The sequence below is a fragment of the Agromyces intestinalis genome (genome assembly GCF_008365295.1).
GTDB lineage: Bacteria > Actinomycetota > Actinomycetes > Actinomycetales > Microbacteriaceae > Agromyces > Agromyces intestinalis.
In genome coordinates this window covers 1,597,236-1,619,702 of sequence record NZ_CP043505.1, presented here as the reverse complement: position 1 = coordinate 1,619,702, position 22,467 = coordinate 1,597,236, and the positions used below count along the sequence as shown (strand labels likewise).

General features: G+C 72.2%; 23 protein-coding genes and 1 pseudogene. 10 read left to right on the top strand and 14 right to left on the bottom strand.

The window, feature by feature from the left end:
- Nucleotides 1-70 precede the first annotated feature (70 nt).
- Nucleotides 71-883 (top strand): YidC/Oxa1 family membrane protein insertase, encoded by an 813-nt coding sequence (locus FLP10_RS07445; RefSeq protein ID WP_149160291.1) that lies wholly within the window; start codon nucleotides 71-73, stop codon nucleotides 881-883.
- A gap of 134 nt (nucleotides 884-1,017) precedes the next feature.
- Here FLP10_RS07445 and FLP10_RS07440 read toward each other — a convergent pair whose 3' ends face one another.
- Nucleotides 1,018-2,421, bottom strand: a complete 1,404-nt coding sequence (locus tag FLP10_RS07440) for an alpha-hydroxy acid oxidase (RefSeq protein ID WP_149160290.1) — start codon at nucleotides 2,419-2,421, stop codon at nucleotides 1,018-1,020.
- Nucleotides 2,415-3,218, bottom strand: coding sequence for a FadR/GntR family transcriptional regulator (locus FLP10_RS07435; RefSeq protein ID WP_149160289.1), 804 nt, complete (start codon nucleotides 3,216-3,218; stop codon nucleotides 2,415-2,417). Before FLP10_RS07435 ends, FLP10_RS07440 begins: the two co-directional genes overlap by 7 nt.
- Nucleotides 3,219-3,477: 259 nt before the next feature.
- Here FLP10_RS07435 and gdhA point away from each other — a divergent pair, with 259 nt between their 5' ends.
- Nucleotides 3,478-4,833 (top strand): NADP-specific glutamate dehydrogenase, encoded by a 1,356-nt coding sequence (gene gdhA / locus FLP10_RS07430; protein WP_149160288.1) that lies wholly within the window; start codon nucleotides 3,478-3,480, stop codon nucleotides 4,831-4,833.
- Between the two features lie 146 nt (nucleotides 4,834-4,979).
- Here the strand turns inward: gdhA and FLP10_RS07425 are convergent, their stop codons facing one another.
- A complete protein-coding gene (locus tag FLP10_RS07425; protein ID WP_149160287.1) occupies nucleotides 4,980-6,017 on the bottom strand; it encodes an NYN domain-containing protein in 1,038 nt (345 codons plus the stop codon).
- Nucleotides 6,018-6,082: 65 nt separating this feature from the next.
- Here FLP10_RS07425 and FLP10_RS07420 point away from each other — a divergent pair, with 65 nt between their 5' ends.
- The gene (locus FLP10_RS07420) at nucleotides 6,083-6,526 is read left to right on the top strand and encodes a DUF1707 SHOCT-like domain-containing protein (protein ID WP_149160286.1); all 444 of its coding nucleotides are present in this window, start codon (nucleotides 6,083-6,085) and stop codon (nucleotides 6,524-6,526) included.
- A gap of 22 nt (nucleotides 6,527-6,548) precedes the next feature.
- On the opposite strand, the gene FLP10_RS07415 is transcribed toward FLP10_RS07420, so the two are convergent.
- A complete protein-coding gene (locus FLP10_RS07415) occupies nucleotides 6,549-7,124 on the bottom strand; it encodes a DJ-1/PfpI family protein (protein ID WP_149160285.1) in 576 nt (191 codons plus the stop codon).
- 136 nt (nucleotides 7,125-7,260) lie between these two features.
- Here FLP10_RS07415 and FLP10_RS07410 point away from each other — a divergent pair, with 136 nt between their 5' ends.
- Nucleotides 7,261-8,031 carry an IclR family transcriptional regulator gene (locus FLP10_RS07410; RefSeq protein WP_168209131.1) on the top strand — a complete coding sequence of 257 codons (771 nt, stop codon included), beginning with the start codon at nucleotides 7,261-7,263 and terminating at the stop codon, nucleotides 8,029-8,031.
- 108 nt (nucleotides 8,032-8,139) lie between these two features.
- On the top strand, nucleotides 8,140-9,108 hold the full coding sequence (locus FLP10_RS07405) for an aldo/keto reductase (protein WP_149160283.1): 969 nt from the start codon (nucleotides 8,140-8,142) through the stop codon (nucleotides 9,106-9,108).
- 175 nt (nucleotides 9,109-9,283) lie between these two features.
- Here FLP10_RS07405 and FLP10_RS07400 read toward each other — a convergent pair whose 3' ends face one another.
- The 5 genes from FLP10_RS07400 to FLP10_RS07380 all read right to left on the bottom strand — a co-directional run bounded on the left by FLP10_RS07400 (nucleotide 9,284) and on the right by FLP10_RS07380 (nucleotide 14,367).
- Entirely contained in the window at nucleotides 9,284-10,399 is a 1,116-nt protein-coding gene (locus FLP10_RS07400) for an ABC transporter ATP-binding protein (protein ID WP_149160282.1), read from the bottom strand.
- Nucleotides 10,396-11,220: an ABC transporter permease gene (locus FLP10_RS07395; RefSeq protein ID WP_246150273.1), complete on the bottom strand. Its 825-nt coding sequence runs from the start codon at nucleotides 11,218-11,220 to the stop codon at nucleotides 10,396-10,398. Before FLP10_RS07395 ends, FLP10_RS07400 begins: the two co-directional genes overlap by 4 nt.
- Nucleotides 11,208-12,131: an ABC transporter permease gene (locus tag FLP10_RS07390; protein ID WP_149160281.1), complete on the bottom strand. Its 924-nt coding sequence runs from the start codon at nucleotides 12,129-12,131 to the stop codon at nucleotides 11,208-11,210. Before FLP10_RS07390 ends, FLP10_RS07395 begins: the two co-directional genes overlap by 13 nt.
- Nucleotides 12,131-13,261 carry an ABC transporter substrate-binding protein gene (locus FLP10_RS07385; RefSeq protein ID WP_149160280.1) on the bottom strand — a complete coding sequence of 377 codons (1,131 nt, stop codon included), beginning with the start codon at nucleotides 13,259-13,261 and terminating at the stop codon, nucleotides 12,131-12,133. Before FLP10_RS07385 ends, FLP10_RS07390 begins: the two co-directional genes overlap by 1 nt.
- Before the next feature lie 176 nt (nucleotides 13,262-13,437).
- On the bottom strand, nucleotides 13,438-14,367 hold the full coding sequence (locus FLP10_RS07380) for a 2-hydroxyacid dehydrogenase (protein ID WP_149160279.1): 930 nt from the start codon (nucleotides 14,365-14,367) through the stop codon (nucleotides 13,438-13,440).
- Between the two features lie 61 nt (nucleotides 14,368-14,428).
- Between FLP10_RS07380 and FLP10_RS07375 the strand changes: the two genes are divergently transcribed.
- From FLP10_RS07375 to FLP10_RS07365, 3 genes are all read left to right on the top strand, one after another.
- A complete protein-coding gene (locus tag FLP10_RS07375) occupies nucleotides 14,429-15,382 on the top strand; it encodes a 1-phosphofructokinase family hexose kinase (RefSeq protein ID WP_149160278.1) in 954 nt (317 codons plus the stop codon).
- A gap of 192 nt (nucleotides 15,383-15,574) precedes the next feature.
- Complete coding sequence (locus tag FLP10_RS07370; protein WP_149160277.1) at nucleotides 15,575-15,856, top strand: hypothetical protein; 282 nt, start codon at nucleotides 15,575-15,577, stop codon at nucleotides 15,854-15,856.
- Between the two features lie 157 nt (nucleotides 15,857-16,013).
- Nucleotides 16,014-17,243 (top strand): MFS transporter, encoded by a 1,230-nt coding sequence (locus tag FLP10_RS07365; protein ID WP_149160276.1) that lies wholly within the window; start codon nucleotides 16,014-16,016, stop codon nucleotides 17,241-17,243.
- A 37-nt stretch (nucleotides 17,244-17,280) separates the two neighbouring features.
- On the opposite strand, the gene FLP10_RS07360 is transcribed toward FLP10_RS07365, so the two are convergent.
- The 3 genes and pseudogenes from FLP10_RS07360 to FLP10_RS07350 form a co-directional block, all read right to left on the bottom strand.
- Nucleotides 17,281-18,138 (bottom strand): helix-turn-helix domain-containing protein, encoded by an 858-nt coding sequence (locus FLP10_RS07360; protein ID WP_149160275.1) that lies wholly within the window; start codon nucleotides 18,136-18,138, stop codon nucleotides 17,281-17,283.
- Nucleotides 18,139-18,217: 79 nt separating this feature from the next.
- On the bottom strand, nucleotides 18,218-18,826 hold the full coding sequence (locus tag FLP10_RS07355; protein ID WP_149160274.1) for a histidine phosphatase family protein: 609 nt from the start codon (nucleotides 18,824-18,826) through the stop codon (nucleotides 18,218-18,220).
- Nucleotides 18,823-19,191: pseudogene (locus tag FLP10_RS07350) on the bottom strand (FGGY-family carbohydrate kinase); the annotation flags it as partial. The gene FLP10_RS07355 and the pseudogene FLP10_RS07350, both read right to left, overlap by 4 nt.
- Before the next feature lie 35 nt (nucleotides 19,192-19,226).
- On the opposite strand from FLP10_RS07350, the gene FLP10_RS07345 reads away from it, so the two are divergent.
- Both FLP10_RS07345 and FLP10_RS07340 read left to right on the top strand, forming a co-directional pair.
- A complete protein-coding gene (locus FLP10_RS07345; protein ID WP_210418499.1) occupies nucleotides 19,227-19,820 on the top strand; it encodes an ABC transporter permease in 594 nt (197 codons plus the stop codon).
- A complete protein-coding gene (locus tag FLP10_RS07340; protein ID WP_149160271.1) occupies nucleotides 19,817-20,590 on the top strand; it encodes a class II aldolase/adducin family protein in 774 nt (257 codons plus the stop codon). The genes FLP10_RS07345 and FLP10_RS07340 overlap by 4 nt, the downstream gene beginning before the upstream one ends.
- Nucleotides 20,591-20,611: 21 nt before the next feature.
- On the opposite strand, the gene FLP10_RS07335 is transcribed toward FLP10_RS07340, so the two are convergent.
- Nucleotides 20,612-22,006, bottom strand: coding sequence for an MFS transporter (locus tag FLP10_RS07335; protein ID WP_149162143.1), 1,395 nt, complete (start codon nucleotides 22,004-22,006; stop codon nucleotides 20,612-20,614).
- A 5-nt stretch (nucleotides 22,007-22,011) separates the two neighbouring features.
- Nucleotides 22,012-22,449 carry a MarR family winged helix-turn-helix transcriptional regulator gene (locus tag FLP10_RS07330; RefSeq protein WP_246150265.1) on the bottom strand — a complete coding sequence of 146 codons (438 nt, stop codon included), beginning with the start codon at nucleotides 22,447-22,449 and terminating at the stop codon, nucleotides 22,012-22,014.
- Nucleotides 22,450-22,467 lie beyond the last annotated feature (18 nt).

Here is a 22,467-nt window from a genome sequence, read left to right as displayed (position 1 = left end):
TCGCAGCGACCCGACCACCCCCGCCGCCCGCGGCCGAACGGACCCGCATCCCTTCGACCGTCAGGACACCATGAACCTCTACGCATTCCCGCCCATCGCCGCCGTCATCGACGGCGCCTACGCCGTGCTCGCCTGGCTCGCAAGCACGCTCGAACCCCTCGCCGGAGCGGGCAGCGCCGCGCTCGCGGTGGTCGTGCTCACGCTCGCGGTGCGCGCCGCCCTCATCCCGACCGCGATCTCGCAGGCGCGCGCCGAACGCGCCAGGATGCGCCTCGCGCCCAAACTCGCCGAACTGCAGCGGCGCCACGCGAAGAACCCCGAGAAGCTGCAGCGGGCCATGATGGACCTCTATGCGCGCGAGAAGGTCTCACCGCTCGCCGGATGCCTGCCGACGCTCGTGCAGGCGCCCGTGATCTCGGTGGTCTACGCGCTGTTCATCCTGCCGACGATCAACGGGCACGCGAACGCGATGCTCGCGCACACCATGTTCGGCGTGCCGCTCGGCTCGTCGTTCGCGGGCGCGGTCGCCGGCGGAACCCTCACGCCTGCGCTCGTCGCAGTGACGGTCGCGCTGGTCGCGATCGCGCTGGTCGTCGGCGAACTCACCCGGCGGATGGCACGAGCCGGTGCCGCGGTGACACCTGCGCCGACCGCCGCCGCCGGCTCGGCTCCCGGCCTGGCGGCGCTGACCCGCGTCGCGGCGGTGCTGCCGTTCCTGACCGCGGTGATCGTGCCGTTCGTGCCGCTCGCCGCGGGGCTCTACCTCGCCGTCACGATCACCTGGACCCTCGGCCAGCGGATCGTGCTGCGCCGCACCGTGATCGACCCGCCCGCCGCAGGTGCGGATGGTGCAGGAGCGGGTGCGCCCAGCCCGGTCGCCTGAGGCGCGCCCGCGCCGGTGCGAAAACAGGATGAGGTGGTCTATGGGGTCTGGTGGGGCGGGATGTCTCGGCTCATCCTGTTTTCGCGAGCGGAGCGCTGGCGGCCGGCCGAGGCGGCAGATGCCGCTCGCCCGCCTCAGGCCTTCGGGGTCGCCCTGCGCGCCGCCGGCTTGGCCGCCGCCGGTTTGGCCGCCGCCACCGCTTTGGCCGCCGCCGGCTTCGCGGAAGCGGAAGCAGAAGACGCACCCGCCCGCGAGCCGCGCGGCTTCGGGGTCGCCGCGGCGCGCTCCGCGGCATCCGCCACTTCGCGACGAATGGGCTGCAGGCGGGTGAGCTGCGTGACGTGCTGGGGGCCGAGCTCGTCGAGGGTCGCGACCTCGAGCAGCTTCATGGTGCGCTCGATCTCTCCGCGCAGGATCTCGATGGTGCGGTCGACGCCGCGGCGCCCGCCGGCCATGAGGCCGTAGAGGTAGGCGCGGCCGATGAGGGTGAAGTCGGCTCCGAGCGCGATGGATGCCACGATGTCGGCGCCGTTCATGATGCCGGTGTCGATCATGACGGTGAGGTCGCGCCCGACCTCGCGCGCCACGTCGGGCAGCAGGTGGAACGGGATCGGCGCCCGGTCGAGCTGGCGGCCGCCGTGGTTCGAGAGCACGATGCCGTCGACGCCGCGGTCGGCGAGGGCGCGGGCGTCGGCGATGGTCTGCACGCCCTTGACGACGATCTTGCCGTTCCACATCGAGCGGATGATGTCGAGGTCGTCGAACGAGATGGTCGGGTCCATGGCGGCGTCGAGCAGTTCGCCGACGGTGCCGCCGGTGGAGGACAGCGACGCGAATTCGAGCTTGGGGGTGGTGAGGAAGTTGATCCACCATTCGGGCCGCGGGATCGCGTTGATGACGGTCGCGGGCGTGAGCTGCGGCGGGATCGAGAACCCGTTGCGCTTGTCGCGCAGCCGCGCGCCGGCGACGGGCGTGTCGACGGTGAAGAAGATCGTGTCGAACCCGGCGGCCTCGGCGCGGCGCACGAGATCGTACGAGATCTCGCGCCGGCGCATGACGTAGAGCTGGAACCAGTTGCGCCCGGTCGGGTTCGCGGCCTTCACATTCTCGATGGAGGTGGTGCCGAGGGTCGACAGCGTGAACGGGATGCCTGCCGCACCCGCTGCGCCGGCCCCGGCGATCTCGCCCTCGGTCTGCATGAGGCGCGTGAACCCGGTGGGCGCGATGCCGAACGGCAGCGCGCTGGGCCCGTCGAGCACCGTCGTGGACGTGTCGACCACGGGCACGCTCCGCAGGATCGACGGGTGGAACTCGACGTCCTCGAACGCCTGGCGAGCACGCGCGAGCGACAGTTCGCCCTCGGCGGCGCCCTCGGTGTAGTCGAACGCGGCCTTCGGGGTGCGGCGCTTCGCGATCGTGCGCAGGTCGGCGATCGTGAGCGCCTGGGCCAGGCGGCGATCGGTGGCGTTCCAGGTGGGGCGTTTGAACTGCATGAGTTCGAACACGTCGCGCGGGTTCGGGAACTGGCGCTTCACCATGAGCGGATCTCCTTCGAAACGGGGGGAGCGGGGATCGGAGCGGCCGGCCGGGCGGTCGGGGGAGCGGATGTCTCGGCCAGCGTCTCGGCGTAGTAGCCGGCGATGTGGTCGCGGATGAGGGTGCGCGCCAGCGTGGCATCCGATGCGCGGATCGCCTCGAGCACGCCCCGATGCTCGTGTCGCAGCCGCGCCGAGGTCGCGCCCCAGTCGGCGAGCCGGGCGACGCCGGCTCGCGCGTACCCTTCGATGCCACTGCGCAGGCCGGCCATGGTGGCGGCGATCACCTGGTTGCCGGATGCCTCGGCGAGTCCCAGGTGGAACGCGGCGTCGAGCGCGAGGAAGTCGTCGGGGGCGAGGTCGCGTGCGTCCATCGCATCGAGCAGACGGGTCAGTTCGGCGAGGGAGGGCACGGGGTCGGCCCCGGCGAGCTCTTCCACGACGGATGCCTCGAGCACGAGCCGTGTGCGCACGATGTCGGCGACCGGGAACCCGCGGGCGGCGACCTGCAGCCGCATGAGCGCGCCCATCGCGCCGGCGGGGGTGGCGACGATGATGGCGCCGGCGGTGGGGCCTGACCCGGTGGCGGTGCGCACGAGCCCCATCGCCTCGAGCACGCGCAGCGCCTCGCGCACGCTCGATCGGCCGACGCCGAGGTCGGTCGAGAGCTGGCGTTCGCCGGGCAGCCGGTCGCCGGCAGCGAGCTCGCCCGAGAGCAATTGCGCCTCGATGTGCTCGAGCACGGCCTGCCACGCGCGCGGCGTCGCCGAGGGCCGTTCGTATGCGGCGGTGCGCGCCATCGTGCCCCCTCGGCGGTGCGGATGTGGTCAGACCACAGTAGCACGGGGTATCGAAGTGGTCAGACCACAGGAAACACCGAGTTCACATGGGTTAGGGTGAATGCGGCGACGGGTCGACGAAGTCCCCAGCTATTGGCAAGACCAAGTCCCCGCGCCCGTTCGGCGCACCCCCGCGCACCACCCCGGCGCGGAGTTCCCAGCCGCCTCCGCCGACTCCCTCGGCGTGCGGAATCCCTCAATCCGCCGTTGGAGTTTCACCATGGCCGAGAACGGCACCATCGCCGACATCTTCCAGAGCGTCCTCGTCCGCAACCCGGGCGAAACCGAGTTCCACCAGGCGGTGGGCGAGGTCTTCGAATCGCTCGACCGCGTGCTCGACAAGCACCCCGAGTACGTCGAGGCATCCATCCTCGAGCGCGTCTGCGAGCCCGAGCGACAGATCATCTTCCGCGTGCCGTGGGTCGACGACCGCGGGCGCGTGCAGATCAACCGTGGGTTCCGCGTGCAGTTCAACTCGGCGCTCGGCCCGTACAAGGGCGGGCTGCGGTTCCACCCGAGCGTGCTGCTCGGCACCGTGAAGTTCCTCGGCTTCGAGCAGATCTTCAAGAACGCCCTCACCGGCATGCCCATCGGCGGCGGCAAGGGCGGCAGCGACTTCGACCCGAAGGGCAAGAGCGACGCCGAGGTCATGCGGTTCTGCCAGTCGTTCATGACCGAACTGCACCGCCACATCGGCGAGTACACCGACGTGCCCGCCGGCGACATCGGCGTGGGCCGCCGCGAGATCGGCTACCTCTTCGGCCAGTACAAGCGCATCACCAACCGCTACGAGTCGGGCGTGCTCACGGGCAAGGGCATCACCTGGGGCGGCTCGCTCATGCGCACCGAGGCCACCGGCTACGGCGCGGTCTACTTCACCCAGCACATGCTCGAAACCCGCGGCATGTCGTTCGACGGGCTCGACGTGCTCGTCTCGGGGTCGGGCAACGTGGCGATCTACTCGATCGAGAAGGTGCACGCGCTCGGCGGCAAGGTCGTCGGCGCCTCCGACTCGTCGGGCTCGGTCTACGACCCCGCCGGCATCGACGTCGAGCTGCTGCGCGACGTCAAAGAGCAGCGCCGCGCCCGCATCGACCAGTACGTCGCCGAGCGCCCCGGTGCGACGTTCCTGCCGGGCGAGCGCGTGTGGCAGATCGCCCGCGAGCACCGGGTCTCGGTCGCGCTGCCGTCGGCCACCCAGAACGAGCTCGACGATGCCGACGCGAAGCTGCTCATCGACGCGGGCGTCGTCGCCGTCGCCGAGGGCGCGAACATGCCCACGACGCCGGCGGCGACCGCGCTGTTCCGCCAGGCGGGCGTGCTGTTCGGCCCGGGCAAGGCCGCGAACGCGGGCGGTGTCGCGACCTCGGCGCTCGAGATGCAGCAGAACGCGTCGCGCGACTCGTGGGGCGCCGAGTACACCGACGCGCGCCTCGCCGAGATCATGCAGGGCATCCACGAGCGCTGCGCCGAGACCGCCGACGAGTACGGCGCACCCGGCGACTACGTGCTCGGTGCGAACATCGCGGGCTTCCTGCGGGTGGCCGATGCGATGCTCGCTCTCGGCGTGATCTGACGCGCCCGCGCTCCGCTCGCGCGCCCGGCGGCCTCGGCCTCGGTCATCGCCGTTTGGACGAGTTTCGGCGGGTGGGTCGGGGTGCCGGCGCCGAATCGCGTCCAAACGGGAGAAGTGGCGGGCGCACGCGGGCGCGCGCGCCGGGGTCAGGGCTTCTTCGGGCGGAGCCGGATGCGGTTCGCCTGTTCGTCGAGCTCGACGACGCCGCCGCGCGACTTGAGGAACTCGGTGAACGACGCGAACCCGAGCCGGCGCTCCTGGAACGACGGATCCATACGCAGCATCTGGTTCTTCACCGAGCCCGACGGCTGCCACTCCTCGTCGTTCTTCGCGCGCAGCAGCTCGAGCGCCTTCAGCAGCAGCCGGCCGGGGTTGCGCGACGGCGGGTTCGACTCGCCGGCCGCGACCGGTGGCTGGAACGCGACCGCGAGACCGGCGGCCTTGGGCGGTTCGGGCGCGTCGGCCTGCGCGGACGCGTCGGATGCCTCGGAGGTATCGGATGCCTCGGGCTTCACCGTCTCGGACGTCGCCCGGCGCCCGCGACCTCGCGATGACTTCGCGGGCGGCGTGGCGGGCGCCGCCTGCGCGGCCGGCGGAGCATCCGTTTCGTCATCGTCGACCGAGGCATCCGTCGTGAGCAGCGCGTCGTAGTCGGCGTATTCGTCGCACGAGGCGGTGAGCGCCCGGCTCGTGCCGCCAGCGACGCCGATGCCCACGACGTAGCGCCCGAGGCGTTTGGCCTTCTGCGCGAGGGCGACGTAGTCGCTGTCGCCGGCGACGATCACGATGTGCGTGAGATCGTCGAGACGGAACAGGTCTTCCACCGCGTCGACCGCGAGCCGGATGTCGGCGCCGTTCTTGGTGGCTGACAGCGGGAACAGCTGCACCAGGTCGACCGCGCGGTCGATGAGCTGCCCGCGGTAGCTCGCGTTGACCGGTGTCGACCAGTCGGCGTATGCGCGAGCGAGCGCGATGGTGCCGAACGTCGCCGCGAAGTCGAGTACCGCGTCGACGTCGACGGTCGCCTCGACGAGCCGTTCGGCGGTCTTGGTGCCCGCCGAGGGCGTCTTGGAGCGGGAGGTGTCCTTGCGGTACGCGCCGTCGCCGTGAAGCTGGTCGTATCTGGAGATGACGATGTTGTCGAAGTCGAAGTAGAGCGCGACCCGGGGTTCTGCGCTTGCCATCCTCCGAGCCTACCCGCTGGTCGGCGGGCCTTCCGTAGCGGGCGGTCGCCGAGCATGCTGGGGGAATGGTCGATTTCGCGAATCCCGTCCGCCCGTCCGAACGCATCGGCAACGCCGACCGAGACGCCGCAGTCGGCGCGCTCACCCAGGCACGGGAGGAGGGGCGGCTGAGCCCGGTCGAGTTCGAGGAACGCGTGGCCTCCGCCCGCAGCGCGATCACCTGGGGCGACCTCGCACCGCTGTTCTCCGACCTGCCGCGCTCGGTCAGCGCGGGCGGAGGCCGCGCCGGGTCGGGGCCGGCCGACGACAACTGGGGCTCCAGCCGCGCCCTCGGCGGCGGGTGGGGCGCGACGATCATGGCGTTCGTGCCGTTCCTCGCCCTCGGCCTGTTCTTCATCGCCGGGTTCGCGTGGGGCGGTTGGGCGTGGTCGTGGCTGTTCTTCCTGCTCGTGCCGATCGCGGGCGTCATCATCTACGGACCGGCGTCGCAGCAGCGCGGGCGGCGCTGACCGCCCGCGCTGCCGGTCGCGGTCAGGCGGCTTCGGCGGCGGATGCCTCGTGGGCGGCGAGCACCTCGAGGAACGCCTTCATCCAGGTGCCGTTGTCGGGCCAGGCGCGGGCGGTGACGAGCGCCCCGTCGACGACTCCGCCGCCGTTCTCGAAGACGCCGCCGGCCGTCTCGACGTCGATCGCGAGCTCGGGGTATGCACTCGAGGTGCGGCCCTCGAGCACGCCCGCGGCGCCCAGCAGCAGCGGGCCGTGGCAGGTCGCGGCGATCGGCGCGTCCTGTGCGGCGAAGTAGCGGACGATGCGCTTGGCGTCCTCGTTGTTGCGCAGGTACTCGGGGGCGCGGCCGCCGGGCACCACGATGGCGACGTAGTCGGCCGGGTCGACGTCGGCGAGCGCGATGTCGGCGTCCCACGTGTGGCCGAGCTTCTCGGTGTAGGTGTCGAATCCGTCGACGAAGTCGTGCACGACGAACTGCAGCTTGCGCTTGGCCGGTGCGCCGAGGTGCACCTCGTACCCGGCCTCCTGCAGGCGGTGGTACGGGTAGAAGACCTCGAGCGTCTCGGCCGCGTCGCCGGTGATGATGAGGATCTTGGACATCGGGGGTACCTCCATGTACTCCGGGGGATGGTCGGGAGTCAGGTTCGATCGGATGCCGCGACCTCCGCGACCCCGATTCGCACGATGTGCGAAACGGGTGCGGACACGGCCGCACGAGATGCCTAGACTCGGCGGCATGACGTCGCAGGGCAGCGCGGACACCGGCCTCCAGTCGGTGTCGCGTGTGCTGCGCGTGCTCGACGCGATCGGGGACTCGCCGTCGGGCCTGACCGCCGCCGAGGTGGCCGAGCGCCTGGGGCTCGGGCAGGCGACGACGTACCGGCTGCTGCAGACCCTGCACGCCGCCGACTACATCGGCCGCCAGCCCGACGAGCACCGGTACATCCTGGGCCGCGCGGTCGATCGGCTCGGCCGATCGGTGCAAGCGCAGCTCGTCGTGACCCCGCCGGTGCGGGCGGCACTGCGCACGGTGCACGACGACGCGCATGCGCCTGCCTACCTCACCGTCTTCCGCGGCGACGACATCGCGGTCGCGCACATCGAGGACTCGCCGCAGCATCCGCAGATCACCCAACTGCACGTGGGCTTCAGCGAGGCATCCCATGTGACCGCCTTCGGCAAGCTGATGCTCGCCTCGAAAGACGAGGCGCAGCTCTCGCGCTATCTGGCGAGGCACGGTGCGCGGGCGCTCACCCATCAGAGCGTGACGGATGCCGCGAAGCTGCGTGAGCAGCTCGACGAAGTGCGGGCGCAGCAGCTCGCGGTCGAGATCGAGGAGTACCTGCCGAAGCTCGCGTGCATCGCCGCCCCGGTGCGCAACGCCGCGGGCCGGCTCGTCGGAGCGGTGTCGGTTTCGGTGCAGGCGAAGGACTTCGACTCGCGCGCCTACGGCCTCGAGCGGGCCGTGCGGCGCGGCGCCTGGCAGGTCGCCGCCGTGCTGCGCTGAGTGCGCCTGCTCCTGCCGCTTGCTTCTGTCACCGTTCGCCACAGCGGAGATCGTCGCGCTCGGCGGGGGTAGCGTCGAAGGTCGCCGCACTCGTAGAAGGAGCCCCCCATGACCGAGCCCGCCCAGACCGCCGACCGCGCTCGTATCGGGGCATCCGACCTCGAGATCGCCCCGCTCGCACTGGGCACGAACGTGTTCGGCTGGACGACCGACCGCGACGCGACCTTCGCCGTGCTCGACGCGTTCACCGCGGGCGGCGGCGACTTCGTCGACACCGCCGACGGGTACTCGCACTGGGTGCAGGGTCACTCGGGCGGCGAGAGCGAGCGACTCATCGGCGAGTGGATCGCCGCGCGCGGCGCGCGCGACCGGCTCGTCATCGCCACCAAGGTCAGTACGCACCCGTCGTTCACGGGTCTCGCGGCGGCGAACATCGCGGCCGCGGCGGATGCCTCGCTGCAGCGCCTCGGCACCGACGTGATCGACCTCTACTACGCGCACTTCGACGACGAGTCGGTTCCGCTGGAGGAGACGATCGGCGCGCTCTCGGCGCTCGTCGACGCCGGCAAGGTGCGTGCGATCGGCATCTCGAACTACACGCCCGAGCGCATCGACGAGTGGTTCCGCGTGACCGAGGAGGGCGGGTTCCACCGCGCGGTCGCGCTGCAGCCGCATTACAACCTCGTCGAGCGCGGGTTCGAGCACGGGCTGCGCGAGCGGGCCGAGCGCGAGGGGCTCGCGGTGTTCCCGTACTTCTCGCTCGCGAAGGGGTTCCTCTCGGGCAAGTACCGGTCGGCCGAGCAGGTCGCGGCCGAGGGCGCGAGCGTGCGGGCGCGGGCGGCCGGCGCGTACGTCGACGAGCGCGGCCTGCGGGTGCTCGCGGCGCTCGACGCGGTGGCCGCGGCGCACGGGGCGGCCGTGGCGTCCGTCTCGCTCGCCTGGCTGCGGCAGCAGCCGACCGTGGTCGCGCCGATCGCGAGCGCGCGCAGCGTGGGCCAGCTCGGCGACCTGCTCGCCTCGATCGACCTCGTGCTCACCGACGACGAGCTCGCGGCGCTCGCCGCGGCATCCGCCTGACCCGCCTACCCGCTGCCGCCGCCCACCCGCCCACCCGCCGCCTGCCGCCGCTCGTCCCGTCGGCCGTCGGCCGATGCTTTTTTCAGGAGTCGCCCCGCGTTTCGCGCCGTTTCTCAGGAGGACACGCCGTCGCGGCCCGAGATCCGTCACCGGATCTCCTGAGAAAAGCGCTTGGTCAGGGGGCGGATGGGTCGGTGCTGCGCACCGCCACGGGTGCGGGCGCCAGGGCGACGTGCACCCGGTCACCGAACTCGAGCCGCTCGTCGGCGTCGTGCTGCAGGCGCAGCGCGGTGCCGTCGGCGGTCGTGACCAGCGTGCGGCGGAAGCTGCCGAGGAACGTGCTCTCCTGCACGGTCGCCGCGATGCCGTCGTCGCCGGCGAGCCGCACGTTCTCGGGGCGCACGAACACCTCGGCCGAGCCGTCGGGCGCGTCGCCGAGCACGGGGACGCGGGTGCCGAAGAGTTCGGCGAACCCGCCGCTGATCGTCGCCGGCACGAGCGAGCTGAGCCCCACGAAGGCGGCCACGATCGGCGAGGCGGGCCGCAGGTAGAGCTCTTCGGGGGTGCCGACCTGCTCGATGCCGCCGCGGTCCATCACGGCAATGCGGTCGGAGACGGCCAGGGCCTCCTCCTGGTCGTGCGTGACGAAGACGGTCGTGATGCCGAGTCGCAGCTGGATCCGGCGAATCTCGTCGCGGAGCTGCACCCGCACCTTCGCGTCGAGCGCCGACAGCGGCTCGTCGAGCAGCAGCACGCGCGGCTCGGTGACGATGGCGCGGGCGAGCGCGACCCGCTGCTGCTGCCCGCCCGACAGCTGGTGCGGGTACCGGTCGGCGAGGTGCCCGAGCCCGACGAGTTCGAGCGCGTCGAGCGCTCGCGCTCGCGCGTTGGCCTTCGCAACCCGGCGCATCCGCAGCCCGAAGAGGGTGTTGCCGAGCACCGTGAGGTGCGGGAACAGCGAGTACGACTGGAACACCATCCCGAGGTCGCGCCGGTTGGTCGGCACCCGCGAGACATCCTCGCCGCCGATGCGCACCACCCCGTCGGTCGAGGTCTCGAGTCCGGCGAGCACGCGCAGCGCCGTCGTCTTGCCGCAGCCCGACGGCCCGAGCAGCGAGACGAACTCGCCGGCCTCGATCTCGAGCGTGAAGTCGTGCAGCACCGGGCCCGAGCCGTAGTCCTTCACGACCCGGTCGAACGCGACGGCGACGCCTTCGCCGCGGCCGGCGAGCACCAGGTTGCGCTCGGTGGGGATGACGGCCGAGGCGGCCGATTCGCGGGTGACGGTCATGAACGGGCCTTTCGGGCGGTGGGGGTGCTCGCGCGTCCGATGACGAGCAGCAGGGCGAACGCGAACGCGAGCGCGAGCAGCGAGAAGACGACGGCGACGTAGGCGTCCTGCTTGCCGACGACGACGAGCGCGGTCTGGAGGTTCTGGCGGGCGAGCAGCGACGCGATGGTGTATTCGCCGAGCACCACCGCGACCGAGATGAGGGATGCCGCGAGCAGCCCCGCGCGCAGGTTCGGCGCGAGCACCCGGAACAGCACGTCGCTCCAGCTCGCGCCGAGCGAGCGGGCGGCCTCGGCGAGGGTGCGCACGTCGGTCGCATCGATCGAGGCCTGGATGGCTCGGTACGCGTACGGGAGCACGGTGATGCCGTACGCGAACGCGAGCGACCAGATGCCGGTGCCGAAGGTGCGGCCGATGACGAGGTACACGGGCGCGAGCCCGACGACGAGCACGATCGCGGGGATCGAGATCGGCAGCAGCGCGATGAACTCGAGCGGCCGGCTGAGGCGCGGGAACCGCAGGGTTACGAGGATCATCGTGGGTGCGAGCAGCAGCAGCACGATCGCGATCGTGACGACCGCGAGGATCAGCGAGTTCGTCAGGCCCTGCCAGATCGGCTGGTACTTCGGGGCGTTGGCGGGGTCGAACAGGCCGGTCCAGTGCACGAACGAGTGGCCGCCGTCGCGGTCGCGCAGCGTGAACTCGATCATCGCGATGATCGGAATCGAGAAGACGCCCGCGATCAGGATGCCGATGATCCAGCGGGCGGTGCGGCCCGGCGCGAAGCCGGTGCTCGCCGCCGCCCGGCTCACCGCTGCCACCGGGCCGCCCGCCGCTGCACGAGCGAGTACAGCCACATCACGACGGCCATGATCACGATCATGCCGAGCGCGAGCGTACCCGCCAGGTTCGAGCGCCCCAGGATGGTTTTCTCGCTGGTCAGCGCCGCGCGGATCTGCAGCGGCACGATCTGCGACCCCTGGCTCGCGAGCGCGGCCGCCGTCGCGTACGACGAGAACGCGTTCGCGAACAGCAGCAGCAGGCTCGCCAGGAAACTCGGTGCGAGCACGGGCATGCCGATGCGCAGCCAGAACCCGGTGCGCGACCCGCCGAGCGTCAGGTTCGCCTCGGCCCACTGCGGTTTCAGCGCCGACACCGCGGGCATGAACGTGATCACCATGAGCGGCACCTGGAAGTAGATGTACGGCAGGATCAGCCCGGGCAGGCTGTAGACCCACGCCCCCTCGGCGAAGATGTCGACGCCGAACACGTTCTGCAGCCAGAGCGTGATCATGCCCTGCAGCCCGATCGTCGCGATGAACGCGAACGCGAGCATCACTCCACCGAACTGCGCCAGCACCCCCGCGACGGCGTCGACGGTCGAGCGCACCCGGCTCGTCGACGGCAGGCCCAGTAGCGCGTAGCAGGCGAGTGCGCCGATGATCGCGCCGGCGACGGCGGTGAGCGCCGACAGCCAGATCGAGTTGACGAAGGTCTGCACGATCACGGGGTCGCCGAGCGCGATGAGGTTGTCGAGTGTGAAGGCGCCGTCGTCGTCGAAGAACCCGCTGACGACGGCGAGCAGCGTCGGCAGCGCGAGGAAGACCAGCACGTACGCGGCGAAGGGCACGAGGCCCAGCGCCGCAGGTGTCGAGACGGAGGCCGCGCCGCGGCGGGACGGAGCCGGCGTGGCATCCGTCCCGCCGCTGACCGCGGGAGCGATGGCGGTCATTACTGAACCGCAGCCGCCCACTTCTGGCCGAGCAATTCGCCGGCAGCGGTGCTCTGGTCCTGCGTGGGAATGGCGATGTCATCGGGCACGGCGGGCAGCGCGTTCCAGAGCTTCTCGTCGATGGTGCCCGCGGCTGCCATCGCCTCGGCGCGCACCGGGCGCGCGCCGCCCTTCAGCCACAGGTTCTGCGCGTCGTCGCTGTAGAGGAACTCCTGCCAGAGACGCGCGGCGGCGGGGTGCGGGGCATCGACGTTGATCGCCTGGTTGTAGTACCCGGCGTACCCGGTGCCCGGGAACACCACGACCTTCCAGTTCGGGTTGTCGGCGACGTGGCTCGCGTTCAGGTAGTCCCAGTCGAACACGACGGGCGTCTCGCCCGACGCGACCGTGGCGGTCGTGACATCCACCTTCAGCAGGTTGCCCGCCTGCTGCAGCTCGCCGAAGAAATCGATGCCCGGCTGGAAGTCGTCGAGCGTGCCGCCCGACTGCACCGTCGCGAGGCCGACCGCGGCGAAGGCCGCACCGGCCTGCGTGGGGTCGCCGTTGATCGCGACGGCGCCCGTGTAGTCGGCCCCGAGCAGGTCGTCGAGCGTCTTCGGCGCCGGGTACTTCGACGAGTCGTAGCCGACCGACATGAACCCGCCGTAGTCGCCGACGTAGAGGCCGCTCGGCTCCTTGAGGTCGTCGGGGATGTCGTCCCATGTCTGAACCTGGTACGGCGCGAACTGGTCGGTGTTCTGCAGCGTGACGGTGAGGCCGAGATCGAAGACGTCGGGCGCCGTGTCGAGGCCCGCGTTGGTCTTGGCGGCCTCGATCTCCTCGGCGCTCGAGGCATCGGGCGTGATCTCGTTGACCGTGATCTCGGGGTACCGGGCCGTGAACGCGTCGATGATCTCGCCGTAGTTGGCCCAGTCGCGCGGCAGCGCGATGACGTTCAGCGCGCCTTCGGACTTCGCGGCGGCCTCGAGGTCGGCGAACGTGCCGAAGTCGGCGACGCTGGTCGCGGTGGCCGCGTCGACGCCGCCGGCGTCGTCGGACGAGGCGTCGGCGGATGCGCAGCCGCTGAGTGCGAGCGCGGCGGCGCCCAGCAGGGCGACCGCGGCGAGCGTGCGTGTGCGGGTGGCGTGCACAGGAGGTCCTCTCTCGGGTGGGGTGGCCCGAGGAGGTCGCACCAGGCGGCGCGATGGGGTGCTCCCGGGTCATTCGGGAGCGTACGAGCGAGCGGTGAACGGGCGGCCTGCCCGGGGTGAACGGACGAAGACGGTCGGATGTCGCAGGCGGCCGCCGCCTCGACCGCCGGCCGCGCTCAGCTCTCGAGCACCACGTTGAGCGGCTGCTCGCCGGCGAGCAACCGATCGATCTGACGGCGCACGAGCCGGGCCATCCGCGGCATCATCGCGGTCGAGGCGCCCCCGACGTGCGGCGAGATGAGCACGTTCGGCAGTCCGAACAGCGGGTGGTGCTCGGGCAGCGGCTCGGGGTCGGTGACATCGAGGGCGAAGCGCAGCCGGCCGCTCGCGGCCTCGGCGAGGATCGCGTCGGTGTCGGCCACCCTGCCGCGAGCGATGTTCACCACGAGCGCCCCGTCGGGCAGGGCGGCGAGGAACTCCGCGTCGACGAGCCCGGTCGTGGCATCCGTCAGCGGAACCCCGACGATCACGATCTCGGCCTCGGGCAGCAGCGACGGCAGTTCGTCGATGCCGTGGATGCGGCCGTGCTCGTCGTCGCGAGCGCGGCTCGCGACGCGCGTGACCTCGACCTCGAACGGTTCGAGCCGCGCCTCGATCGCCCGGCCCACGCCGCCGTAGCCGACCAGCAGCACGCGGCGGTCGGCGAGGCTCGCGGCGCGGATCGGAGCCCAGCGCCCCTGCTCGGCGGCGCGCACGAACCCCGGGATGCCGCGCTGCGCCGCCAGCACGAGCGCGAGGGTGAGCTCGGCGGTCGAGGTCTCGTGCACGCTCGCGGCGTTCGCGAACACCTGCCCGGGCGGGAGGTGCTCGGGCACGTCGTCGTACCCGATCGACTGCGACTGCACGAGCCGGGTGCGCACGCCCTGCAGCGCCGCGAGTTTCGGCGAGGCGCCCATGTACGGCGGCACGACGAGGTCGATGGCGTCGGCGGGTGCGGGGGAGTCGAGATCCCAGAGCACGAGCTCGACGCCCTCGGGCAGCGGACCCAGCGCGAGCACCGCGTCACGCAGGGTCGCACCGGGCAGGGTCACGAGGAGGCGAGGCATGTTCCCATCCTGCCGCGCCGCGACCTGTCCGCAGCCCCGGCGCGTGCCTAAGCTCGGGAACATGGTCGCGACCCAGTCCCCGATCCTCACGCTCACGATGAACCCGGCGCTCGACGTGGCATCGACGACCGAACGGGTCGAGCCCGAGCACAAGCTGCGATGCGGGCCCACCAAGCTCTCGCCGGGCGGCGGAGGAGTGAACGCGACCCGCACGATCAACGCGCTCGGCGGATGGTCGGTCGGCGTCTACCCCCTCGGCGGACCGACGGGGCACGCCTATCGCGAGCTGCTCGAGGCCGAGGGCATCGCGGGTCAGGTCGTGCGCATCGGCGGCAGCACGCGGGAGTGCGTGACGATCGTCGAGACCTCGACCGGCGAGGAGTACCGGTTCGTGCTGCAGGGTCCGCCGCTTCGCGAACCCGAGTGGCGTGCCTGCCTGTCGACCGTCGGCGACTCGCTGCCGGTCGGCGGCTACCTCATCGCGAGCGGCAGCCTGCCGCCCGGGGTTCCCGACGACTTCTACGCCCAGGTGTCGCGGATCTGCCGCGAGCACGAGGTGCGCTGCGTGGTGGATGCCTCGGGGCCGGCGCTGGAGGCGGCGCTCGACGAGGGCGTGTTCCTCATCAAGCCCAGCCTGCGCGAGCTCGGCGAACTCGTCGGGCACGAGGGCGAGCTCGCGCCCGACCAGCAGGTCGCCGCAGCACAGGAGCTCGTGACATCCGCTCGTAGCGAGGCGGTCGCCCTCACGCTGGGCGGGCGCGGCGCGGTGCTCGTGACCGCCGACGCGGTGGTGCGACTGCCGGCGCCGCAGATCACGGTGCACAGCGCGGTCGGCGCGGGCGACGCGTTCCTCGCCGCGATGGTGCTGCGGCTCGCGCAGGGCGTGCCGATCGAGCGCGCGTTCCGCACCGCGCTCGCCGCCGGCAGCGCGACGGCCATGCGCCCGCCCGCCGAGCTGTGCCGCGCTGAGGACGTGGTCCGGCTCGAGGCCGAGCTCGACGCCGCGCTGGCGTGACGCCCCCCCCCGGGGTCTGTTCATCCCGACTGACGGGAACACATTCGAGGATGGGGAACACCTCTCCCGCAGAACGTCCTCCGCATCGTCGAATGTGTTCCCCACCGTACGTGCAGGGCAGGGCTGTAGCGTCTGGGCGGCGCCTGCGGGTCAGGGCAGCTGGGCGACCTGGGCGCGGATGGTTCGAAGCGGGTGTGGTTCCTGCCCTGGATCCGCATCCCCGCCGCCACGATCACCTTCTCGGGCGTCGCCGAGCCCGTTCCGGTCGCCGACCTCGCACCCGACGTCGCGAACGTGCTGCTGCACGGGCTCGAGTTCACCGACGAGGAGGCGCAGAGCATCACCGGCTTCGCGGTGCGCCCTCGCGGCGACTTCGTCACCTACGGCGTCGGCGTCTCGGCGATGGGCATGCGCGACACCGAGCTCGCCCGCGGGCGGGTCGCGGCCGAGCCCGAGGCATCCGTGTTCGCCTGAACGCCGGGCCCGACGCATCCGTGCCTGATCGCCGAGCGCGAGGCATCCGCGCCCGCCCGACCTCCGGTTCCGGCGGATCGGTCGGATGATACCGACGCGCGGTCGGATCGACGCCGCCCGACGTCGCGTTGCCCCAGGGGAGACCTGAAGGAGCAGCATGACGAACACGTCCTCCGTGCCCGCGGCGCCGATCGCGACCGCCACCACGTCACCCGTCGACGGCGCACTCGGCGCCCCGCCCGAGCGCACCCGCGCGGCGTGGGCGGGCGTCGTGTCGATCGGCCTCGCGATCTTCACGATGGTCGCGAGCGAGTTCCTTCCGGCGAGCCTGCTCTCGCCGATCGCCGCCGACCTCGGACTCACCGAGGGCGCCGCGGGCCAACTCGTCACCGCGACGAGTCTCGCCGGCATCGTCGGCGGGCCGCTCGTGGTCGCCGTCGTGCCGCGCGTCGACCGCCGCCTCGTGGTGATGGGACTCACCGCGCTCGCCGTGCTGTCGAACGTGCTCGTCGCCGTCGTGCCGTCGTTCGGCGGCATGCTCGCGGCGCGCCTGCTGCTCGGCCTCGCGATCTCGGGCACCTGGGCGCTCTCGCTCGCGGTCACCGCGCAGCTCGTGCCCGCCGACCGGATCGGTCGGGCGATGACCATCGTCAACACCGGCATGACGCTTGCGACCATCGCCGCAGTGCCGGCCGGCGCCTACCTCGGCGAGGTGCTCGGATGGCGTGCGGTGTTCCTGCTCGCCGCGGCGGCCGCGGTCGTGGCGCTCATCTTCCAGGCGGTGACCCTCCCGTCGGTGACGCCGACCGGAGCCCCCGGCGTGCGTTCGCTGCTGCAGACCGCGGTTCGCCCCGTCGTGGCGCTCGGCGTGCTCGCGATCGTGCTGCTCGCGGGCGGCCACTTCATGGGATTCACCTACCTGCGGCCCGCGTTCGAGTCGATCGTCGGGATGTCGCCGGCCCTGCTGGCGGGCCTGCTCGTGGTGTTCGGGGTGGCGAGCTTCATCGGCAACCTCGTCGCCGGTCCGATCGCCGACCGTCGACTCGGGGTGCTGCTGTTCGCCGTGCCGTTCGCGATCGGCGTCGGCACCGCGACGCTGGCCCTCAGCGGCTCGGGCCTCTGGCTCGTCGCGGTGAGCGTCTTCGTGTGGGGCGTGGGGTTCGGGGCGGTGCCGACGACCGTGCAGGCGTGGATCGCGCGCGTCGCGCCCGACCGGCTCGAGAGCGCCGGCGGGCTCGTGGTCTCGGCATTCCAGATCGCGATCGCGGCCGGCGCCGCCGTCGGCGGGCTCATCGTCGACTCGGCCGGCGTGCAGGCGGCGCTCATCGCGGGCGGAATCTCGGCGGTCGCCGGTGGGGTCGTGCTCATGCTGGCCGGGCGGCGGTAGCCGGACCGGGCGTCCGACGTTCCGGCGTGCGCGGTCGTCAGGCGGTCGCCCTCCAGAGGCTCGGCGGCGCACCCGCGTGCCGCCGGAACGCGCGACTGAACCCCTCATCGCTGTCGTAGCCGAGCGCTGCGGCGGCCTCGGTCACGCTGACGCCGGCCCGGAGCATCCGCTCGGCCCGCTCCATGCGCAGCCGGGTGAGATACCTCGCGGGCGTCTCGCCGACCGACCGCCGGAACTGCTCGGCGAACTGCGACCGCGAAGCCCGCGCGAGGCGCGCGAGGGCCTCGACGGTCCAGCGCCCGCCAGGGTCGGCGTGCATCGCGTCGATGGCCCGGCCCAGGTTCGGGTCGCGAAGGCCGATGAGCCAGGCCCTCGGATCGCCGCATCCGCGCTCGAACCACACGCGAAGCGCGGCGGATGCCACGAGGTCGGCGATGCGGCGCGCGACCGATTCCCGGCCCGCGCGCTCGCCGTCGGCCTCGCGGTGGAGCGTCTCGAGCAGGGAGGCGAACGCCGGCTCGTGCGTGCGGAACCCGCAGGCGAACAGCACCGCGGGCATCAGCCCGAGCGCGACGCCGCTCTCGAGCTCGAGGTGCAGCGATCCGCTGACGAGTCGGGTCGGGCCGTCGGCGCGCAGCGTCGCGTCGCCGCGCGCGAGCAGCACGAAGTCGCCCGCCCGCAGCTCGATCGCGCCGCCGGCGCAGCTGATCGCCACGGTTCCGCTCGCGACGTAGTGGAACCGGATGCCCCGACCCGGGTCGGCCCGGGTCATGCCCGGAACCAGCGAGTAGTCGGCGAAGTCGAGCACGCGCCAGCGCAGGCGCTCGAGCACGGCGTCGATGCTCGCCGCGTCGATCATGGCGCCCGGCGAGGCGGTCGCAGGCGGATTCCCCATGCGTGATGCAAGCGCGTCGCGCGCCGGATGATTCCCCGGGACCGTGCACGGATCGGCTCGGCAGCGACCGCCGGCGGTGTCAGAGCGGCACGTTGTACCCGAGCAGAGCCGCGGGTCGTCGGGCCTCGGTCGCCGGGCGCACCGTCGTCAGCGCGGCGTTCCCGACGGCGGGGAAGACCTCGCGGTAGCGATCGGGGTCGAGCCCCAGCAGGGCGCACAGCACGAGCCGGATCACGGTGTTGTGCGTCACGACCAGCACCCGCCCGTCGGGGTGCGCGTCGCGCAGTTCGCCGAGCGCCGGCAGCGCCCGCTCGAGCGCGGCGCGCCCCGACTCGCCGCCGGGCAACGCGGTCGTCGCCGGCGACCGGAGGAACGCGGCCCGCTCCTCGGGGAAGCGCTCGGCCATCTCGGCAGCGGTGAGGCCCTCGGCCAGCCCGAACGACACCTCGCGCAGCCGCGGGTCGACGGTCGGCGCGATCCCGGTGGCCTGCGCGGCGGGGTCCGCCGTGGCCACGGCCCGCGCCAGCGGCGACGTGACGATCGCGTCGAGGTCGGCCGTGCGCGCCCATGTCCCGAGCCGGGCGGCCTGTGCCACCCCGAGGGGGCTGAGCGCGAGGTCGGTGTCGCCGGCGTACCGGCCGTCACCCCATTCGGTCTGGCCGTGTCGCACCAGGAAGAGCGTCGTCATCGGGGCATCCATCCCATCTCGCCGAGCTGCGCGCGGAACCGACCGTAGTGCTCTTCCAGTCGAGCCGCGAGGGCGGGCTCGGGGTCGACGACCGTGCGGACCCGGCTCATCCGACGCGCGATCTCGAGCAGGCCGGATGCCTCGCCGCCCGCCGGGCGCTGCGCGCCGCTGTGGCCCCACGCGGCCAGCAGCGCCATGCCGAGCGATGCTTCCGCGGATTCCGGGAGGGCGAGGGCGCGGCCGAGCAGGCTCGCCCGCACGCGATTCCAGAGCAGGCTGTGTGTGCCGCCGCCGGATGAGCTGAACCGGCCCGACAGCGGTGCGCCGAGCTGGGCCAGTCGATCGAAGCAGAGCCGTTCCACGCACGCGACGCCGACGGTACCGCTCGATCGCGCTGGTCGTGAGCGGTCAGCGACCGATCAACTCGCCGCAGATCCAGGAGTTCTACGATGCGGCGCGGGCGATCGAGCTGCCGGTCATCGGCCAGTACCTGCCGCTGTTCCCGCTCGGCCTGTTCACGTTCCTGATCCCCACGATCGTGATCGTGTGGCTGCTGCTGAACAAGACGACGTGGGGTCGGCGCATCTACGCGATCGGCACGAACGACACGGCCGCGGTGTGGGCGGGCATCGGCACGAAGTCGACCCGCGCGAGCGCCTACGTGCTCTCGGGCGTCATCTCGGCGCTCGTCGCCGTCTACACCGTCGCCCAGTTCGCGTCGGCCCGCCCCGACGCCGGCACGTCGGGCAACGGCATGGCGCTGCCCGCCATCACCATCGCGGTGCTCGGCGGCGTCGCCATCACCGGCGGCGTCGGCCGGGTGAGCGGCGTCGTGCTCGCGACCCTGCTCATCGTCTGGCTCAACGCGGGCATCCTGCTCGCCTTCCCCGGCAACGACGGCACCCAGTTCCAGCTGCTCGCGCTCGGCACGGTGCTGGTCTTCGCCGCCCTGCTCAACTCGCTCACCAAGCGCCGCTACGGAGGACTCCGATGACCGCACGCTGGGAGCCCGAGCGCGTCGCGCCCGAGCTCGTCGAACTCACGCGGGCCCTCGGCGACCCGGCGCGCGACCTCGTCATCCTCGCCGAGGGCAACACCTCCGAGGCGTTCGAGGACGGCACCATCGCCGTCAAGGCCTCGGGTGCGCGGATGGATGCGGCGGGACCCGACGACTTCGTCGTCGTCGACGTCGCCGAACTGGTCTCGCTCATGCTCGCGGACGATGCCGACCAGGCCGTTCTCACCGCGGCGCTCGACGCCGGCGAGCACGCGGGCGCACGGCGTCGTGCATCGATCGAGACGCTCGTGCACGTCGCCGTGCGCCACTTCGCGCCCGTGCGCTACGTGGCCCACACCCACCCGACCGCGGTCGTGTCGCTGCTGGCGAGCGTGCACGCCGAGCACGCGTTCGACGAGACCGTCTACTCCGACGAGCTCGTCGTGCTCGGCACGCCGCTGTTCGTGCCGTACGCGCAACCCGGCATCGCGCTGGGGCGCGAGTTCTTCGAGCGGCTGCGCGGGCACGTCGACGCGCACGGCGCGCTGCCGTCGCTCGTGCTGCTCGGCAACCACGGCATCGTGGCGATCTCCGAGAGCTCGGCGGGGGCGCTCGCCGTCTCCGAGATGGCGGTGAAGAGCGCGCGTGTGCGAACGGGGGCACTGGCGGTCGGCGGCATCGCCGGTCTCAGCGCGCAGTCGACCGCCGCCTACTTCGACCGCGAGGACTTCCGCGAACGGCGCTCGGGCCTGGCCGGCCGGGTCTGACGAGGCATCCTCACCGGGGCCTCAGGCCGTCGCCGGGCGCTGCGCGGCCGTCGGATGCTCGGCCGAGAGCGCGGGCTCGAGCTCGTCGCCCGGGGGTGGCGGCGTGAGGGTGTCGTCGCGCACGATCGGCACCGCACGCGTCGGCACGACCGCGATGGCGGCGGTCGGAGCATCCGCGAAGGTCAGGCGAGCCGACCAGCGGCGCTGCGGATGCCTCGCCAGTCGCATGCCGCGCGCGACCACGAGCCATCCGATGCCGACGATCGCTGCGAGGCCGCCCGCGATCGCCGCGACCCCGAGGCCCCAGCGCGGACCCCACGAGTTCGCGACCGCGCCGACGATCGGGGCGCCGATCGGCGTGCCGCCCGACAGGATCGCCATGTACAGCGCCATCACCCGCCCGCGCAGCATGGGCTCGGTGGTGGTCTGCACATAGCCGTTGGCGGTGGTGAGCAGGGTCACCGCGCCCAGCCCGATGAGCACGGTCGAGGCGGCGAAGGTCCAGTAGGTGGGCATCACCGCCGACAGCAGTGCCGAGACGCCGAAGAACCCCGCGGCGACGATGACCACGCGCATGCGCGCGCGGTCGCGACGGGCCGCCAGGAGTGCGCCTGTCAGCGAGCCGATCGCGAGGATCGAGTTGAGCACGCCGTACTCGCCGGCGCCGCGCCCGAACTCGACCGCCATCGTCGACGAGAAGATCGGGAAGTTCATGCCGAACGCGCCGATGAGGAACACGATCACGAACACCACGAGCAGGTCGGGTCGGCCGAGCACGTACCTGAACCCCGCGACGAACGCACCCCGCGCTCGCGGCGCTCGCGGCGTGCGGCGCATCGGGCGGCGCATGAGCGCGACCAGGGCGGCGATGACCGCGAGGAACGTCGCCGCGTTGATGAGGAACACCCAGCCCGAGCCGACCAGCACGATGAGCAGTCCCGCGACCGCCGGTCCGATCATGCGCGCCGCGTTGAACGACGCCGAGTTCAGCGCGACCGCGTTCGACATGTCGGAGGACGCGACCAGGTCGGTGACGAACGTCTGCCGCGCCGGGGTGTCGACCGCGTTCACGATGCCGAGCAGCCCGGCGAACAGGTAGAGGTGCCACAGCTCGGCGTGGCCGAGCAGCAGGAGCAGGCCGAGCCCGATGCCGAGCGCCATCAGTGCCGTCTGGGTGCACAGCAGGATGATGCGCCGATCGAACCGGTCGGCGATGAGCCCGGTGATCGGCACGAGCAGCAGTTGCGGTGCGAACTGCAACGCCATCGTGACGCCGACGGCCAGTGCGTCGTTCTCGGTCAGCTCGGTGAGCACGACCCAGTTCTGGGTGGTCGACTGCATCCAGGTGCCCACGTTCGAGACGAGGGCGCCGACGAACCAGATGCGGTAGTCGACGTGCGCGAGCGATCGGAACATGTTGGTCACTGGTCGGCGAACCTCCTGAGGATGTCGGTGGCGGAGACGAGCACGGCGCGCTCGTCGGGCGAGAGGGCGGCGAACCGCTTCGCGAACCAGGTCTCGCGGCGGCGCAGGGTCTCGCGTACGACTGCGGTGCCCTGGTCGGTCGCGCGGAGGAGCACCTTGCGGCCGTCGTCGGGTGAGCCCTCGCGCGTGACGAGGCCGGCCTCGGCGAGGCAGTTCACGGTGCGGTTCATCGAGGGCGGGGTGACTTGCTCGACCTCGGCCAGCCGGCCGGGTGTCATGGGGCCTTCGGCGACGACCCAGCTGAGTGCCGAGAACTGCGTGGCGCTGAGTTCGGCGTCGCGCTGCAGGCGCATCCGGCGGGCGAGTCGCATGATCGCGATGCGGAGCTCGGTGCTCTGCTCGGCCATCGGCTTGCGCCGAGACGGTTCGGTCATCTCATTAGCCTAACAAAT